Here is a 16,414-nt window from a genome sequence, read left to right as displayed (position 1 = left end):
GCGGGAGAACGCACGCGTGCTGAGCCTGACCACGGGCGAAATGAATGCCTGGATCGCGGGGCTGATATGGCCGCTCACGCGCATCCTCGGCCTGGTCGCCGCGGCGCCGGTGTTCGGCAATGCCGGCGTGCCGATGTCGATCAAGGTCGCGCTCGGCGTGCTGCTGGCCAGTGTGATCGCCCCCACCGTCCCCGAGATTCCCGCGGTTGACCCGGGCTCCTGGGCCGGCATCCTGATCCTGGTGAAGGAACTGCTGATCGGCGTGGCGATGGGCTTCGCGATGCGCATCGTGTTCGCCGCCATCGAATACGCCGGCGAGGTGGCCAGCATGACCATGGGCCTGGGCTTCGCGGTGTTCTTCGATCCGTCCTCCAGCGGCCGCTCGGCGGCCGTGGCCCAGTTCCTGGCGCTGGTGGCGACCATGGCCTTCCTGGCCGTGAACGCCCACCTGGTGCTGCTGGCGGCGCTGGCCGAAAGCTTCCATGCGCTGCCGATCTCCAGCACCCCGTTCTCGGGCAATGCGCCGCTGGAACTGGCGCGCTGGGGCGGCAAGATCTTCGCCACCGGACTGCAGCTGTCGCTGCCGATCGTGGCCGCGCTCCTGGTTACCAACGTGGCGCTGGGCATCCTGACGCGCGCCGCCCCGCAGTTGAACATCTTCGGTATCGGCTTCCCGGTGACCCTGGGCGTGGGCTTCCTGACCCTGAGCCTGGCCATGCCTTACCTCGGCATGCCGATCGTGAACCTGTTCAACGAGGGGATCGAGAAGGGGCGCGCGGTGCCGCGTGCAGGGGCGGCGCGCAACGCTGCGCCACCGCCGGCGCCGGCGGCGCCCAACCCGGTGCGGGCTGCGCCCGGCTAGTAGGGCGCGCCGGCGAAAGCGGTTTTTCGGTTAGGGTAGCGGCATGACGATGACCCACCGACTGCTCGCGGCCAGCCTGCTGGCTACCATCTCCCTGGCTGCGGCCGCCGCGTCCACCCCACCCGCCGTGCGCGCCGAGATCGACGCCCTGATGGCGAAGATGAGCGCATCGAGCTGTCAGTTCGAGCGCAACGGCAGCTGGCACAATGCAGCCGACGCCCGTAAGCACCTGCTGCGCAAACTGGACTACATCGAAAAGCGCCGCGAGACGCTCGCCAGCGCCGAGCAGTTCATCGACGTCGCCGCCTCGAAAAGCAGCTTCTCGGGCAAGCCCTATCGGGTCAAGTGCGGCGCCGCGGAACCGGTGAACAGCCAGGTCTGGCTGAACCGGGAGCTGAAGGCGGTGCGCGCCGCCCAGAAGGCCAGGCCCTGAGCGCGCTTGCGCCTGGACAAGCGGTCGCTTGCGTCCCGCCCCGAAAATTATTAGCCGCAATCAAATAGTGCTAAGGTAACTACTTTCACTACGCGAGGGCGATCATGTTCAAGAAACTGGCAGCGGAAGCACTGGGCATCAGCGATATCGGCGTCATCGTCGGGCCGGCCGACTACAACAAGGTCGACGCGGACGACTACTTGTTCAGCGAAGACGGCGAGCAGATCTTCTTCCTCATCAAGAGCAAGAAGGACGAGTACTGCTTCACCAACCTGGCGCTGATCCACGTGGACGGCGATTCGGCCGTGTCCTCGAAGCGCTCGATCAAGCGCTACGACTATGCCTCGCACCAGATCTCCGGCGTGAGCATCGAGACCGCGGGCACGCTGGACATGGACATCGAACTCAAGTTCAGCCTGGACAACACGGTATTCTCGATCGACGTCAAAAAAGCCCACATCGAACAGCTCAAGGACATCTACAAGGCCTTGATCACCATCGGCAAGCAGCAAAAGCGCGACGCGGTCTGCCGCGACAATGCCTTGCGCGCGCTCGATGCCACGGCCTCGGTGCACAAGCTGAACGTCGCTCCCGGCGAGAACGGCCTCGTCGGCCTGTACGGTGATTTGCTGGCGGCCCTGAACACCGCCATGTTCGACACCCATACCAAGCGTGATTTCAGCGACGTATTCAGCAAGTACATCCACAACTAAAACCACGGGGGTCAGGTCTGACATTCGGACACGAACTCGAGCATTGTATTGCTCAGCCCGTGTCTCAATGTCAGACCTGACCCCCATAAGAAAAAAGACCAGGCCGAAGCCTGGTCTTTTGCAATCATCTAGACCTTCAGACGATTAGTAGGTGTAGCTTGCAGCGATGCCGAAGCGGCGGAACTGCTGGCTCCAGCCACCGCGCCAGTCGATTGGGCTGTCCTTGTTGAACACGTTGTCGACGTAGCCGGTGATCTTCACGTGCGGGATGCCGGTGTAGGCCACGCTGTAGTCCCAGGTGGTATTGCTGCCAACGCGGGCGCAGGTGTCCATGTACTGGGCGGCGACGTTCTGAGTCTTGCAGTACGTCGGCTGCGCGACACTGTTGGTGCTGTAGCCGCTCGAGAAGTTCGCCGTGACGCTGTGGTCGAAGTCACCCTTCTTGACGTAGGCATTGGCCACGATGCCCAGGCGCGAGCCGAAGTCGTAGGTGCCGGTCAGGTTCGGGCCGTACGCATTGTCGGTGACGCTGAATTCCTGGAACTTCCACACGTAGGTACCGTCCAGCTTCAGGCGGACGTTGGTGCCCAGCACGTTGACACGGCCGGTTGCGTCGAAGTCGAAGCCCTGGACGCGGGTACGGCCGCTGTTCACGTACGGGTTGTAGATCATGCCCAGCTGGCCGACGCCGCCGTAGTTGACGGCATTGTTCGGCGCGTACTTGCGCACCAGAGCCAGGAACTGGTTGTCGTTGGCGCTGCTGTCGATACGGATCAGCTGGCCGGCCGGCAGGCTGGCTTCGCCGCGCAGGATGTCGACCACCGCACGCGAACCGATTTCGTTACGGCGCTCGATCCAGTAGTAGTCCAGGCCCAGGCTCCAGTTCTTCACCGGCTCGAACACCATGCCGGCGGTCAGCGAGCGCGAGGTTTCCGGCTTCAGGTCCGGGTTCGACGACACGAAGCTCGGCAGGCCGCCCGAGCATTCCGCGTTGCGGAAGGTGTTGGCTTGCGACTTGTCGGCGGTGGTGGCGCCAGGCGCATTCTGCACCAGGGCGTTCAGCTGATTGGCAATCGGGCAGCGGCGCGGATCGTTGACCGAAGTCGCGACCGAGGAACGGCCCAGGCCATTACCCGATTCGACGATGTTTGGCGCACGGAAGCCACCCGATGCGGTGGCGCGCAGCAGCAGGCTGTCGGTCGCGGTGTAGCGCAGGCCCAGTTTCGGCGACAGGTGGGCATCGAAGCCGTCGGTCCTGTCGGCGCGCACCGCAGCCTCCAGTTCGAGCTTCTTGGTAAGCGGCGCGCGCAGTTCACCGAAGAGCGCGTACTGGTTGACCACGTCATCGACTTGCAGGCCGAAGATGCCGACCAGTTCGCCGCGCAGGACATTGTCCGAGCTCTTCATCATGTACGCACTACGGCGGATGTCGGTGCCGAGCGCGAAGGACAGCGGACCGGCCGGCAGCTGCATCAGTTCGCCCGAGATGGTGGCGTCGAAGAACTTCACGTCGGATTCGCCATCGGTGGTGCGGATCGGGAACATGGTGTTCAGCAGGGCCGGATCGTTCTGCTGGCCGAACTTGTAGGTGCCGTTGACAATCGCGTCGGTATAGCCTTTCTGGCTGACTGCGCGGGTTGCCTTGGAGGCGCTCGACTTGGCCCAGCCTGCGGCGGCCCGCCAGTCATAGCTCATCAGGGTGCCGGTCAGGCTCAGCATCACGCGCGATTGATCCGACTCGGTGGTATTGAAGTTGAAGCCCTCACCGGTGTCCATCAGGCGTGCGCGATACTCCACCGGGTAGTTGTACGGATTCTTCGGATGGCCAACCGGCAGTTTCGGATACGAGAATGGGCCGACCATCTTGCCGCCCAGGACGTTGTACCAGATCGACGACGAGCTGGTGGTGCTGCCGTTGCTCATGTTGAACGGTGTGACGATGTAGTCGCTCTCAGCGCCGGCGTAGGAAACTTCCAGGTTCGCATCGATGCTCTGGCCGATGCGGAAGCTGGTGTTGCTCAGGATCGCATGACGCTTATTGTCTGTGGTCAAACCGCTGAACGGCAGGATGTCCATCTTGCACAGCTTGTCGGACGCATCGATGTCAGCGGTTGGGCAGCCCGGAGCTGCGACATAGTTGGTCGCGCTGGTGTAGTAGTTGCCGGTCGGCGAGAACACGCTCTTCGCGTCCCAGGTCGAGCGGCCCGGGGTCAGGCGATGCCAGGCTGGATAGAAATGACGCAGGTCGTCGGTGGTGTAGCCGTTGCGCTTGTAGGCTTCCGCAGTCAGGTAGGTGTTGAAGCCGTTTTTCTCGATATCGCCCCAGCCCACGATGGCCGAGACGTGGCTGTTGCGGTTTTCCTTCAGGTGCTCCGATTCACGGTAGCTGGCGCGCACGCGGGCGCCGGTGAATTCCTTGCGCAGGATGATGTTGACCACGCCGGCGACGGCGTCGGAACCGTAGATCGCCGATGCGCCGTCCTTCAGGACTTCGATGCGGTCGATCGCGTCGGCGGCGATGGCGTCGAGGTTGGTGAAGTTCTGCTGTGCGCCGTCGGACAGGCCGTATGGAGCGATCCGGCGGCCGTTGACCAGGATCAGGGTGTTGACCTTGCCTAGGCCGCGCATCGACACGCCCGACGAACCGGTCGCGAAGCTGCCCGAACTGGCGGTCGCTACGTTGATGGACGAGCTGATCGAAGAGGTCGACGTCAGGATGCCCAGTACCGTCGTTTCGCCGGTCTTCTCGATGTCGTCGCGGGTCAGGATCTGGACCGCGGCGGCCGCTTCGGTCGCGGTACGCTTGATGCTGGAACCGGTCACTTCCACGCGCTGGATCTTTTGCGGATCGATAGTCGGGACTTCTTGTGCACCGACAAATGCTGGGAAGGCCATGCTCAGAGCAACAGCGATCGCGCTCTTGTTAAAAGTACTCTTGTGCTTCACAACGACTCCTGGACAATAAATTTTTCTAGTAAAACCGCATACCTCGTAGCATTTTGTTCACTACTATCTCGACACGCGCACAAATACTCTTACACAACATTGCTTTGCCGCAAAGCATTGATGTGAGTTTTTGTGAGGAAATTTTGCCAAACACTACATTCGTCGCGTGAATGCTACATTTTGTTACTTAACGACAATCGTGCTGTGACAGAAGAGCCAATACAAGCATTGGCATTTGTCATAAACTCATGTCCTTTTCTTATAAAGCACTCGTGATGAAGCCAAATCATATTTGCTTTTTAATTAGCAACACAAAACTATTCTCCATGAGTAAGGCATAAAAAAAGCCGACTTGCGTCGGCTTTTTTGTTCCTGATAAATCTTACAAGTAGTTAAATAACGACAATCCTGACATCGTTTTGAACGACATCTGCGCCGCCTGCAGCGTGGTCTGCTGCATCGAGAAATCGGAAATTGCCTTGACCATGTCCAGGTCCTGCAGGTCGCCCAGGGTGGCCGCGTACTGGACGTCGAGGTCGTCCCCTGCGCTGTCGAGGTAGTCGAGCTCCTTCATGTGCGCGCCGACCGAGGCCTGCACGGTCAGCACGTTGTCGTGAGCCGACTTGAGGTTGTCCAGCGCCGTATTCAAGTTATTGGTCAGCGCCGCCTTGCCGGTCGAGCCGTCGCTTGGGGCGCGCAGCGCGGCGATCAGGTCGGTCACGGTGTTGAAGACCGACTGCTTCTTGCTGGGTTCCACCGTGAACACGTCGGCGTCGGCGGGTTCGCCCTTGATGTCGAAGCTCAGGCCGCCGAAGCTGATGGTCTTGCCCGGCTCGTAGGCCTGGTTGTCGTGTCCCGGGACGGCGGTCCCGGTGGCGCTGTCGACCACGGTGTAGGTGGTGACGGCCGGGCTGCCGGTCACGCTGAAGGTCAATTCGTAGCTGCGTCCCTGGTTCGCCTGCGGCCGGTCGACCACGGCGCCCGGTGAGATGATGGCGGCGCCCTTGTTGGCTTTGTCGGCCTGGGTCTGGAAGACGCCGTTGCCGGTCGGGTTGTTCTCGAACACGGCGGCGCCCGAAGCCGACAGCGGGATCTTGCGCGAAGCGCCCACCTGCAGCTGGCGCTGGCCCTGGTCGCCCTGGTAGGCCGCGCCACCCGGGGTGCGGGTGAAGGGCTGGGTGGTCGCCATGTAGCCGGAGAACAGGTAGCCCCCTGCCCCGTCGGTCATGTTGGACACGCCCAGCAGGTCTTCCAGGCGGCCTTCGAGTTCAGTGGCGAGCGCCTCGCGGTCCTGCGGCTGCATGGCGCCGTTGCCGGCGTTGACCGTCAGCTGCTGGATGTCCTGCAGCAGGTCGCCGGCATTCTGCAGCGCGCCTTCGACCATCGCCAGCGAGGAACGCGCGCTGGCGCGGTTGGTGGCGAACTGACTGTTCATCTCCTTCGACTGGCTCACTTCCAGGGCGCGCGCCGAGGCCACCGGATCGTCGGCCGGGGTCAGGATGCGGCGGTTGGTCGAGAGCTGGTTCTGGGTGCGCGCCAGGGCGCTCTGCAGCGTGTTGAGCTGCGAGGTGGCGTTGTTGTAGATCGACTGGGTGCTGATGCGCATGGGTGTCTCTCGTTACTCGTCTGGTTGCCAGTTAGCGGCCGATCGACAGCAGGGTGTCGAAGATGGTGCCGGCGATCTGCATGACCTTGCCCGCGGCCTGGTAGGCCTGCTGGTACTTGATCAGGTTGGTGGCCTCTTCGTCTAGGTTCACGCCCGAGACGTCGGCGGCGCTGGCCTTGGCCTGGGTCAGCAGCGCGCCGGCGGCGTCGCCGTTGACCTGCACTTCGCGGGTCTTGTTGCCGACCGTGCTGACCAGCTGGGCGTAGGACGACTGGATCGTGGCGCTGCCGTTGTTGAAGATGTTCTTGGTCTGCAGGTCACCCAGCAGGCCGATGTTGCGGGTGTCGCCCACCCCGCCCGCATTGCCGGCGATGGTGAAGGTGTCGCCGTTGCCGGGCGCGCCCGTCATCGTCACGCTGATGCCGCCGAAGGTGTAGGTGGAACCCGCGGCGAAGGCCACGTTGGTGGCCGGCGCCGGGTAGTTGGTCACCACGCCGGCGCTGTTCTTCACGCTCACGGCGCTGCCGGGCGGGAAGCCGCCCAGGTTGCCGCTGCCGCTGTCGAAGGTCAGCGTCACCGGCAGCGCGGGCGCGCCGGTCAGGAAGTCCTGGTCGACCTGGCCTTCGCTGATCTTGGCCGTGCCGGTGTTGCTGACCGGGGCGCTGGTGGCGATCGGCGCGGCGGCGGCGATGCTCGCCACATCCTTCACCAGGACGTTGAAGTTGGCGGCCCCGCCGATGGTCGGGCGCACCAGGAATTCGTCGTCCTTGGATGCCAGGCCGGAAATCCGGAAGTCGACGCCGTCGATGCTCACGGTGGTGCCGGCCGCGTCGTAGGGCGTAACCGCGGTCGAGGTGTTGTCCGACAGGCGGATCACGTTGTAGTTGGTGCCGTCGAACGCGATCTTGTAATCGCTGTCCACCAGCTTGCCCGGGTCGCTGACGACGGCCTTGATGTCGGTGGTGCTGGACAGCGCATTGTTGATGTTCTTGCCCACGAAGGCCGGCGCCACGCTGAAGAAATCCTTGCCGGCCAGGCCGTTCTGGTCGAGGCCGAGCTTGTGCTGGGCATTGAATTCGAAGGCCAGGCCGATCGCCACCTTGCCCAGGGCGCTCTGGGCCGGGTCGAGTGTGCGGCTGCGGAAATCGAGGGCGCCGCCGAGCGTGCCGCCGGACAGGGCGTTATCGGCCAGCACCGTCACCTTGCTGCCGGTGACATAGCCCACTTCGACGCGCGTCTGGTCGAAGGGCGACTTGGTGGCCGCCAGCTGGAAGGTGCGCGCGCCCACCACCAGCGGCTGGCCGCTGCCGATCGAGACCGTCAGGCTGTTGTTATCGCCGGGCATGACGTTGGCCTTGACCTGGGTGTTCAGTTCCATCACCAGCTGGTCGCGCTTGTCGAGCAGGTCGTTCGGCGCGTGCTGCTGGGCGGCGGCGAAGCTGCCGATCTTGTCGTTCAGGTCGGCGATCTGCTGGGCATACGAGTTGATCAGGGTGACGCTGCTCTCGATGGTGCTGTTCACGCCTTCGCGGATCTCGCCCAGGCGCGCGTCGAGTGCCTGGAAGCGCGTCGCCAGGGTGTCGGCGCTGGAGAGCATCGACTGGCGCGAGGGCACCGAGGCGCGGTTGGCCGCCATGTCCTGCACGCCCTTGAAGAAGCCCTGCAGCGACGGCGACAGGCCGGCGGTCTGGTCGGCCAGCATGTTGTCGATCTGGCTGATCTGGCTGTAGTACGAATCCAGGCCGCTCTTGCTGGCCTGGGCATTGCGCACCTGCGAATTCAGGAATTCGTCGCTGTAGCGCTTGATCTGGGAAATCTGGGTGCCGGTACCCTGGAAGCCCACGCCGGTATCGAGCATCGGCGCGGTGGCCTGCACCACCACCTGGCGGTTGTAGCCGGCCACGCCGGCATTGGTGATGTTGTGGCCGGTCGTGGACAGGCCTGCCTGTGCCGCGAACAGGCCGCTCTTGCCAATGCTGAGGAGGTTACCGGACATGTGTTTTTTCCTTCTTAACGGTTCTATCTACGGCAGCAAAACTGAAAACTTGATTTATCGTTCGTAGGGTGGGCGGGTTCCCCGCCCACGCGGTGATCGTTATCGTGTAATTAACCGCATCCGATGATCTTGCCGTTGGTTGAACGCGTGGGCGGGAGACCCGCCCACTCTACAAAATCGCAACAACCCGACGTTCACCATCACGCTAATGAATTCTTGATAACGCGGGTCAGCTTGGCCGCATACTGCGGATCGGTGGCATAGCCGGCGCGCTGCAGCCCGTGGGCGAAGGCCGCGGCATCGCCGCCGCTGCCCAGCACCTTCTCATAGCGCGGATTCTTGGCCAGCATGTTGGCGTAGTCCTTGAACGAATCGGCCGGCGTGTCGTAGGCGCGGAAGCGCTCCACCTTCTGGCGCGCCACACCGTTGACGTATTCCGTGGTCACGGCGGTGGCAACCTTGCCCTTCCAGCCCGGGCCGGCCTTGATGCCGAACAGGTTGTTGCTGCTGCTGCCGTCGGCGTTGCGGATCATGCGCTTGCCCCAGCCGCTTTCCAGCGCCGCCTGGCCGAGCATGAACTTGGCCGGCACGCCGGTGGCGCGCTCGGCCTCGGCCGCGTGGGCATGCAGCTTTTCCTGGAAATTGCGCACGTGCGCAGGCTGGACGCGGCCGCTGGCCGTGGTCAGGGGCAGCACCGGCGCGCCCGGCTGGGTGGCGCCGCTCTTGATCATCGTCGCCGCGTCCATGCCCGGACGCATGCTGCCATCCAGGGGCGCCATGGCCGATGCAGCGGCTGCCGCCTTGCCTGCGGCGACGCCGTCGGCGCCGATGGCCAGCGCCTGGGCGCCCATCTGGTTCGAGGTCAGCTGGCGGGTCAGCACGTCGGCCAGGCCCATGCCGCGCTTGGCCAGGTTCTGGCTCAGCTGCTGGTCCAGCATGCCCGTGAACATCTTGCTCTGCTGGTTGTCCATGATCCCCTCTTGCGGGGTGGCCTCGCGCATGCTCTTCATCATCATGTTGATGAACATGGCTTCGAACTGCGTGGCCGCTTCCTTCAGCGCGGCGGGCGAACCGTTCCTGGCGCCTTGCTTGAGTTCGCCCAGGCCCTTGGTGTCGAGGGCAAACTTGCTGGTCAGGTCGGTGGAGGGAGAGCCGATCATGGTGTTCTAGCGTCCGGGATTAGATGATCTCGAGTTCGGCGCGCAGCGAACCGGCGGCCTTGAGTGCCTGCAGGATGGCCAGCAGGTCTTGCGGCGTGGTGCCGATCGAATTCATGGCTTTCACCACTTCGGCCAGCGAAGCGCCGCCCTTGATCATCAGCACGCGGCCCGGGTCTTTCTTGACGTCGACCGAGTTGTTGCGGGTCACGGCGGTGCCGCCCAGCGAGCCCGGGGCCGGCTGGCTGACGTTGGTCTCGGCGCCCACCGTCACGGTCAGGTTGCCGTGCGAGATGGCGCAACTTTCCAGCATCACGGCCTGGTTCATCACGACCGAACCGGTACGGGCATTCATGATGACCTTGGCCGAGTCCCTGGCGCGCGAGACGTCGATGCTTTCCAGCTGGCCGATGAAGGCCACCCGCTGGTCGCTCGAGGATGGCGTGCGCACGCGGATCACGCGGCCGTCCAGGGCGGTGGCGATGCCGGCGCCGAACTGGTCGTTGATGGCTTCGACCACGCGGGCGGCGGTCGAAAAATCGGTCTGGTTCAGTTCCAGGCGGATCTGGTTGTCCGCGCCCAGGTTCGAGGCCACGGCGCGCTCGACGGTGGCGCCGCTCGAAATCTTGCCGACGGAAAGGTGATTCACTTGCACCTGGGCGCCGCCGGCCTGGGCGCCGACGCCGCCGACCAGCACGTTGCCCTGGGCCATGGCATATACCTGGCCGTCGGCGCCGTGCAGCGGCGTCATGAGCAGGGTGCCGCCGCGCAGGCTCTTCGCATTGCCGATCGAGGACACGGTGATGTCGATGGTCTGGCCCGGCTGGGCGAAGGCCGGCAGCGAGGTCGTGACCATCACGGCCGCGACGTTCTTCAGCTGCAGCTGGGTGCCCGGCGGCAGGTTGACGCCCTTCTGCTGCAGCATCGCCTGGATCGACTGCACGGTGAACGGCGTTTGACTGGTCTGGTCGCCGGTGCCGTCCAGGCCCACGACGATGCCGTAGCCCGACAGCTGGTTCTGGCGCACGCCGGCGATGCTGGCGAGGTCCTTGATGCGCTCGGCCTGGGCCAGCGGAGCAGCGCCAAGCAAGGCGGCGCAGACGAGGACGATGGAAGCGAATTTCATGACAAGGGTCCTCAGAACGGCAGCATCGACTGGAAGAAGCGCGAGAACATATTGCTCAGCTCGGCTTTATCGACGCGGCTGTTGGTGCGGTATTCGACGCGCGCATCGGCGATCACGGTGGACGAGACGATGTTGCCCGGCTGGATGGTGTCCGGCGCCACCATGCCCGAGAAGCGGATGAACTCGACGCCCTTGTTCATGGCCACCTGTTTCTCGCCGGCCACGATCAGGTTGCCGTTCGGGAGCACCTCGGTGACGGTCACGCCGAGGGTGCCGGTGAAGTTGTTCGAGGCGCTCTGGGTGTCGGCGTCCGCAAACTTGTTCGCGCCTTCCAGTCCGACGCTGGCGCCGATGCGGGCCTGCAGCGGGCCCGGCACCGCGAAGCTGGCGCTGCCCGTCTTGCTGCCGGTGCTGGCGCCGGATTTGCCGGCCGAGGTGCGCTCGCTGATGTTCACCGTCAGCAGGTCGCCGATGTGGCGCGCGCGGCGGTCTTCGAACATCGGGCGATAGCTGTTGGCATTGTAGATGGCGCCGTCCGTGGCCGGCGCGGCCTGCACCAGCATCGGGCGGGCCGACGTCGGCCCCTGGACGATGGTGCTGGGAGTGGTCGAGCAGCCTGCCAGCAGGACTGCGGCGGCGGCGACGGAAGACGCGATTTTCATGCTCATGTTCTTACAGTTGTGCCAGCTTCTGCAGCATCTGGTCGGAAGTGGTGATCGCCTTGCTGTTGATTTCGTAGGCGCGCTGGGTCTGGATCATGTTGACCATTTCCTCGACCACGTTCACGTTCGACGATTCGACGTAACCCTGCATGAGGACGCCGGAGCCGTTGGTGCCCGGCACGTTCAGGTTCGGGTTGCCCGAGGCGCCGGTCTCGACGTACAGGTTCTCGCCGCGCGATTCGAGGCCGGCCGGGTTGATGAAGGTGGCCAGTTGCAGCGAGCCGATCTGGGTCGGCGCCACGGTGCCCGGCAGCTTCACCGACACGGTGCCGTCGCGGCCCACGGTGATCGATTCGGCGTTGGCCGGGATCGTGATCGCAGGCTGGACCACGAAGCCGCTGGAGGTGACCAGCTGGCCGTTCTGGTCGGTCTGGAAGGAGCCGTCGCGGGTATACGCCTGGGTGCCGTCCGGCAGCAGGACCGGGAAGAAGCCCGAACCGTTGACCATGACGTCCTTCGAATTGCCGGTCAGCTGGGGGTTACCCTGGGTGTGGATGCGCTCGGTGGCGACGGTGCGCACGCCGGTGCCGATCTGCAGGCCCGACGGCAGGTTGTTCTGCTGCGAGGACTGGGCGCCGGGCTGGCGGATGTTCTGGTACAGCAGGTCCTCGAACACCGCACGCGAGCGCTTGAAGCCGCTCGTGCTCACGTTGGCGAGGTTGTTCGAGATGACGTCGAGGTTGGTTTGCTGCGCTTCGAGGCCGGTCTTGGCGATAAACAGCGAACGGATCATGGGATTCTCCTATTGGCGACGGACGAAGTCCGCCACGTACAGGAGAATTATGCTGGAGCAACTATCAATTCAAAGCGAGGATCTGGGTGGCTTTCGCCGCGTTATTCTCGGCGTTCTTCAACAGGCTCATTTGGGTCTCGAAAGAACGTGCCAGGCTTATCATGTTCACCATCGAATCGACCGCGCTGACGTTGCTGCCCTCGAGGGCGCCGCCGGCCACGCGCACCGCCGGGTCGGCCTGCGCCGTGCCGCCATCCTTCAGGCGGAACAGGCCGTCGTCGCCGCGCACCAGATTTTCCGTCGGGGGATTCACCAGCTTCAGGCGCCCGAGGATGTTGGCGGCTGCCGGCTGGTCGGTGGTGGAGATGGTCGAGATGGTGCCGTCGCCGCCCACGGTGACGGTGACGTCCGGCGGAATCGTGATCGGACCGCCCTCGCCCGCGATGGTGGCGCCGCCCGCGGTGGTGAGCAGACCGTTCTGGCTGGTCTGCAGCGAACCGTTGCGGGTGTACGCCTCGGTACCGTCCGGCATCTGCACCGCCAGCCAGCCCTCGCCCTTGACGGCGACGTCCAGCTCGCGCCCGGTAAGCTGCAGCGCACCTGGGGTGAAGTCGGCCGCCGCGGTCGAATTGACCACGAAGGCGCGCGTCGGCAGGCCTTCGCTCTGCACCGGCACGGCGCGGAACACGTCCAGCTGGGCGCGGAAGCCCGTGGTGTTCACGTTGGCCAGGTTGTTCGAGGTCGTGGCCTGCTGTTCCAGGATGTGCTTGGCGCCGCTGGCGGCGGTGTAGATCAGGCGGTCCATCTTGTGTTTTCCTTGTCGCGGCTGCTCGTCTTGTTGTTGACCGCGTGGGCGGCAGAGCCGCCCACCCTACGGTTCGTGGCTTTTGTAGGGTGGGCGGGTTTCCCGCCCACGCGGTCAAATCACGTATGAATTAACGCAGGTTCACCAGCGTCTGCAACACTGAATCCTGCGTCTTGATGGTCTGCGCATTCGCCTGGTACACGCGCTGCGCGGTGATCATGTTGACCAGTTCCGCGGTCAGGTCGACGTTGGAGCTTTCCACCGCCGACTGCTGCAGCACGCCCATCCCACCGGTATTGGGCGTCCCGAGCAGCGGCACGCCCGAGCTGGCCGATTCCGCCCAGGCATTGTTACCCAACGGTTCGAGGCCGTTCGGATTGGTGAAGTTCGCCAGGATCACCTGGCCGAGCGGCTTGGTCTGGCCGTTGCTGTACTGCCCCAGGATGACGCCATCTGCGCCGGTGGTGAAGCGCTGCAGGTTGCCGGCCGCATAGCCATCCTGGACCAGCCTTTTTTCGCTGGTCGCGGTGCCGTACTGGGTGGAGCCGTTGTAGTCGATGGTGATCGGCATGGTCAGCTCGGCGCCGGTCGGCGGGAACACGGGCAATCCGCCCAGCGGGGTCAGCACGCCGGCAACGCCGGACGTCGCCTTGTTCAGGGCGCCGTTGGAGTCGAAACGCAAGGTGTCGATCAGCTTTGCCGGCACCTTGATGGCGTCGGCCATTGCCTTGTCGATTTCGGCGGGCGTGGCGCCGGGCACCGCGGCTGCCCTGGTCGCGGCCGCGGCGATGTCGGTCTGGTTCTCGGCAGTGGCGCCGCGGGTGCCGGCGGCCGACACCACCATGGCCGAGGCGGCCGCGGCATAGGTGCCCAGTGCCGAAGCGATCGTCGCGGCCACCGGCGGCACCGCCTTGGAGGCGGCTTCCCAGGCGGCGCGGGCGTCGTTGACGGCGGTGAACTCGGGACCGCTCCCCTGCGCCGCGGCAGCTGCCTCCATGGCCGCCATCTCGACACCGTCGACGGCGACGTACACGTTCCAGGCGCCAGGCTCGGCGCCCTTGACGTAGAAGGTCGACAGCACATGCGGATTGCCGAGGGTGTCGTACACGCTCATCGGGCTCTGCTTGTTGTACGAGGTCGGATCGTTTGCATTGAAGGTCGAGGTGGTCGGCGGCAGGCTGCGCGAATCGAGGTTCATCTCGATCTTGACGGCCGTCGTCTTGACCGGCGCCAGGTCGGACGTGTCGATCCGCAGCGGCGTCGGCGCGCCGGCCACCAGCTGGCCGTTCTGGTTCAGGCCGTAGCCGGTCAGCTTGGCGCCCTGCGCATTGATCAGGAAACCGTTCTTGTCCAGCGAGAACTGGCCATTGCGGCTGTACTGGACGATGCCCGAGGCTTCGGTACGGAAGAAGCCGGCGCCGTTGATGGCGATGTCGAGCGGATTGTTCGAGGCTTCGACGTTACCTTGCGTGAACTGCTGGGCGATGTTCGCCACTTTCACACCGATGCCGGCCGAAATGCCGCCGGCGCCGTTCAGCGAGTTGGCGTAGACGTCGGCGAACTGGGTGGTCGAGCCCTTGAAGCCGACCGTGCTCGCGTTGGCGATGTTGTTGCCGATGACGTCGAGGGATTTGGCTGCGCCGTTCAAGCCGCTCAGGCCTTGCTGGAAAGACATGGTGTACTCCTGAAGAATGAATGAAGTAAGCGGCTCGGCTTACAGTACTTGTTTGATATCGGCCATCGTGACGGCGCCCTTGACCGGCAGGTTCAGCTTGATACCGTCCTTGCCCCCGGTGGTGACGCTGGCCACGCTGTCGAAGGACAGGGTGCGCGCATCCTTCAGTTCCTCGCCGCCGCGGCTCGCGACCACCTTGTAGGTGTAGGTGCCGTCCGGCAGGGTCACCGGCTTGCCGTCTTCGCCCAGCTTGTCCGGATCCGGCACGCCGTCCCAGGCGATCGGCACGATACCGGCTTCCTGGGGGCCCAGGTCGATGGTGGCGACTTCCTTGCCGGTGGCGTTGCTGGTGATGACCACCTGCACCTTGTCGGCCGCGCTGTCGAGTTCCACGCCGAGGATGGCCTTGCCCTCCTGCAGGCCCAGCTTGTAGCCCTCGACCAGCACGCCGTGGCCGATCAGGTTGGTTGCCTGCATCGCTTCGGCCGACTGGTAGCTGCTCTTCAGGGACTCAAGGGTGGCGTTGAGCTTGTTGACGCCGGTGACGGTCGACAGCTGCGCCAGCTGGCTGGTGACCTGGGCATTGTCGAGCGGGTTCAGCGGATCCTGGTTCTTCAGCTGGGTGACCAAGAGGGTCATGAACTTGTCGGTATCGGCCTGGACGCTGTCGACTTCGGCCTTCTTGCCGTTCATGGTCGACATCAGGTCGGTGACGTTGGCGCCCGGGTTGGCGGTGTTAATCGTGGTCATGGTTTATTGATCTTTATTGACCGAGGGTCAGGGTCTTGAGCAGCATGGTCTTGGCCGCGTTCATGGTCTCGACGTTGGTCTGGTAGGAGCGCGAGGCCGACAGCATGTTGACCATCTCGTCCACCACGTTCACGTTGGGCATCGCCACATAGCCCTTCTCGTCGGCCAGCGGATGCTTGGGGTCGTAGACCTGCTTGAGCGGCGACGGATCCTCGACCACTTCGCGCACGCGCACGCCGGTGGCGCCGGATTGCTGCGGCACGGCTTCGAACACGACCGCCTTGGCGCGGTAGGCTTCGCCGCTGGGGCTGGTGGCGCTGTCGGCATTGGCCAGGTTGGAGGCCGTGGTGTTCAGGCGCTGCGCCTGGGCGCTCATGGCCGAACCGGAGACGTTGAAGATATTGAAGAGCGACATAGTCTATTAAACCTTTTTACTGTCCCTGGATGGCCGCCAGCAGGCCCTTGATCTGGTGGTTGATCATCGTGATGCCCGCTTCATAGCGCAACGCGTTGTCGGCGAACTGGTTGCGTTCCACGTCCATGTCCACGGTATTGCCGTCCACGCTGCCCTGCACTTCGCCGCGGTACAGCACCGGGGTGCCATTGGCCAGCACGTCGCCGGTCGCGGCGCCGCGCGGCAGGTGCCTGGGCGCGGTGGTGGCCAGCGGGCCGCCGGCGCCCTTGGACGCGAGGGCATTCTGCAGCGCGCTTGAGAAATCGATGTCGCGCGCCTTGTAGTTCGGGGTGTCGGCGTTGGCGATATTCGACGCCAGCAATTCCTGGCGCTGGGCGCGCAGGGACAGGGCCGTTTCATTGAAACTCAGGTACTGGTCGATCTTGCCGATCATGCCGCCTCCGCTAGAGACTTGTTGGGACAGCACCGATGATAC

Annotated in this window: 15 protein-coding genes; 3 read left to right on the top strand and 12 right to left on the bottom strand. The window is 64.3% G+C overall.

The features are described from left to right. Positions 1 to 16 precede the first annotated feature (16 nt). From fliR to B2R83_RS08405, 3 genes are all read left to right on the top strand, one after another. Positions 17 to 862, top strand: a complete 846-nt coding sequence (fliR, locus tag B2R83_RS08415; protein ID WP_036212140.1) for a flagellar biosynthetic protein FliR — start codon at positions 17 to 19, stop codon at positions 860 to 862. Positions 863 to 905: 43 nt separating this feature from the next. After that, positions 906 to 1,295 carry a DUF5329 domain-containing protein gene (locus tag B2R83_RS08410; RefSeq protein ID WP_292040062.1) on the top strand — a complete coding sequence of 130 codons (390 nt, stop codon included), beginning with the start codon at positions 906 to 908 and terminating at the stop codon, positions 1,293 to 1,295. A 104-nt stretch (positions 1,296 to 1,399) separates the two neighbouring features. Next, positions 1,400 to 2,008 carry a PH domain-containing protein gene (locus B2R83_RS08405; RefSeq protein WP_036212144.1) on the top strand — a complete coding sequence of 203 codons (609 nt, stop codon included), beginning with the start codon at positions 1,400 to 1,402 and terminating at the stop codon, positions 2,006 to 2,008. A 144-nt stretch (positions 2,009 to 2,152) separates the two neighbouring features. Here the strand turns inward: B2R83_RS08405 and B2R83_RS08400 are convergent, their stop codons facing one another. The 12 genes from B2R83_RS08400 to flgB form a co-directional block, all read right to left on the bottom strand. Next, positions 2,153 to 4,903 (bottom strand): TonB-dependent receptor plug domain-containing protein, encoded by a 2,751-nt coding sequence (locus B2R83_RS08400; RefSeq protein WP_051996605.1) that lies wholly within the window; start codon positions 4,901 to 4,903, stop codon positions 2,153 to 2,155. Positions 4,904 to 5,336: 433 nt separating this feature from the next. Then, positions 5,337 to 6,560, bottom strand: a complete 1,224-nt coding sequence (gene flgL, locus B2R83_RS08395; RefSeq protein ID WP_292040058.1) for a flagellar hook-associated protein FlgL — start codon at positions 6,558 to 6,560, stop codon at positions 5,337 to 5,339. Between the two features lie 31 nt (positions 6,561 to 6,591). Then, a complete protein-coding gene (gene flgK, locus B2R83_RS08390; RefSeq protein ID WP_292040056.1) occupies positions 6,592 to 8,556 on the bottom strand; it encodes a flagellar hook-associated protein FlgK in 1,965 nt (654 codons plus the stop codon). A 200-nt stretch (positions 8,557 to 8,756) separates the two neighbouring features. Continuing rightward, positions 8,757 to 9,716, bottom strand: a complete 960-nt coding sequence (gene flgJ, locus B2R83_RS08385) for a flagellar assembly peptidoglycan hydrolase FlgJ (protein ID WP_292040055.1) — start codon at positions 9,714 to 9,716, stop codon at positions 8,757 to 8,759. A 19-nt stretch (positions 9,717 to 9,735) separates the two neighbouring features. Then, a complete protein-coding gene (locus B2R83_RS08380; protein ID WP_292040053.1) occupies positions 9,736 to 10,839 on the bottom strand; it encodes a flagellar basal body P-ring protein FlgI in 1,104 nt (367 codons plus the stop codon). A gap of 11 nt (positions 10,840 to 10,850) precedes the next feature. Then, the gene (locus B2R83_RS08375) at positions 10,851 to 11,501 is read right to left on the bottom strand and encodes a flagellar basal body L-ring protein FlgH (protein ID WP_292040048.1); all 651 of its coding nucleotides are present in this window, start codon (positions 11,499 to 11,501) and stop codon (positions 10,851 to 10,853) included. A gap of 10 nt (positions 11,502 to 11,511) precedes the next feature. Continuing rightward, the gene (gene flgG, locus B2R83_RS08370; protein ID WP_027864451.1) at positions 11,512 to 12,294 is read right to left on the bottom strand and encodes a flagellar basal-body rod protein FlgG; all 783 of its coding nucleotides are present in this window, start codon (positions 12,292 to 12,294) and stop codon (positions 11,512 to 11,514) included. 64 nt (positions 12,295 to 12,358) lie between these two features. Then, entirely contained in the window at positions 12,359 to 13,099 is a 741-nt protein-coding gene (flgF, locus tag B2R83_RS08365; RefSeq protein WP_292040044.1) for a flagellar basal-body rod protein FlgF, read from the bottom strand. A gap of 130 nt (positions 13,100 to 13,229) precedes the next feature. After that, the gene (locus B2R83_RS08360; protein WP_292040042.1) at positions 13,230 to 14,774 is read right to left on the bottom strand and encodes a flagellar hook protein FlgE; all 1,545 of its coding nucleotides are present in this window, start codon (positions 14,772 to 14,774) and stop codon (positions 13,230 to 13,232) included. A gap of 39 nt (positions 14,775 to 14,813) precedes the next feature. Next, positions 14,814 to 15,524, bottom strand: a complete 711-nt coding sequence (locus B2R83_RS08355) for a flagellar hook assembly protein FlgD (protein ID WP_036212165.1) — start codon at positions 15,522 to 15,524, stop codon at positions 14,814 to 14,816. A 13-nt stretch (positions 15,525 to 15,537) separates the two neighbouring features. Further along, positions 15,538 to 15,939: a flagellar basal body rod protein FlgC gene (flgC, locus tag B2R83_RS08350; RefSeq protein WP_027864455.1), complete on the bottom strand. Its 402-nt coding sequence runs from the start codon at positions 15,937 to 15,939 to the stop codon at positions 15,538 to 15,540. Positions 15,940 to 15,955: 16 nt separating this feature from the next. Beyond that, entirely contained in the window at positions 15,956 to 16,372 is a 417-nt protein-coding gene (gene flgB / locus B2R83_RS08345; protein ID WP_036212168.1) for a flagellar basal body rod protein FlgB, read from the bottom strand. Between the last annotated feature and the right edge of the window lie 42 nt (positions 16,373 to 16,414).

The sequence above is a fragment of the Massilia sp. UBA6681 genome (genome assembly GCF_002454935.1).
Taxonomy (GTDB): Bacteria; Pseudomonadota; Gammaproteobacteria; order Burkholderiales; family Burkholderiaceae_D; genus Telluria; species Telluria varians.
The sequence above is the reverse complement of the archived record's forward strand: the minus strand, read 5'-3'. Positions and strand labels throughout refer to the sequence as shown.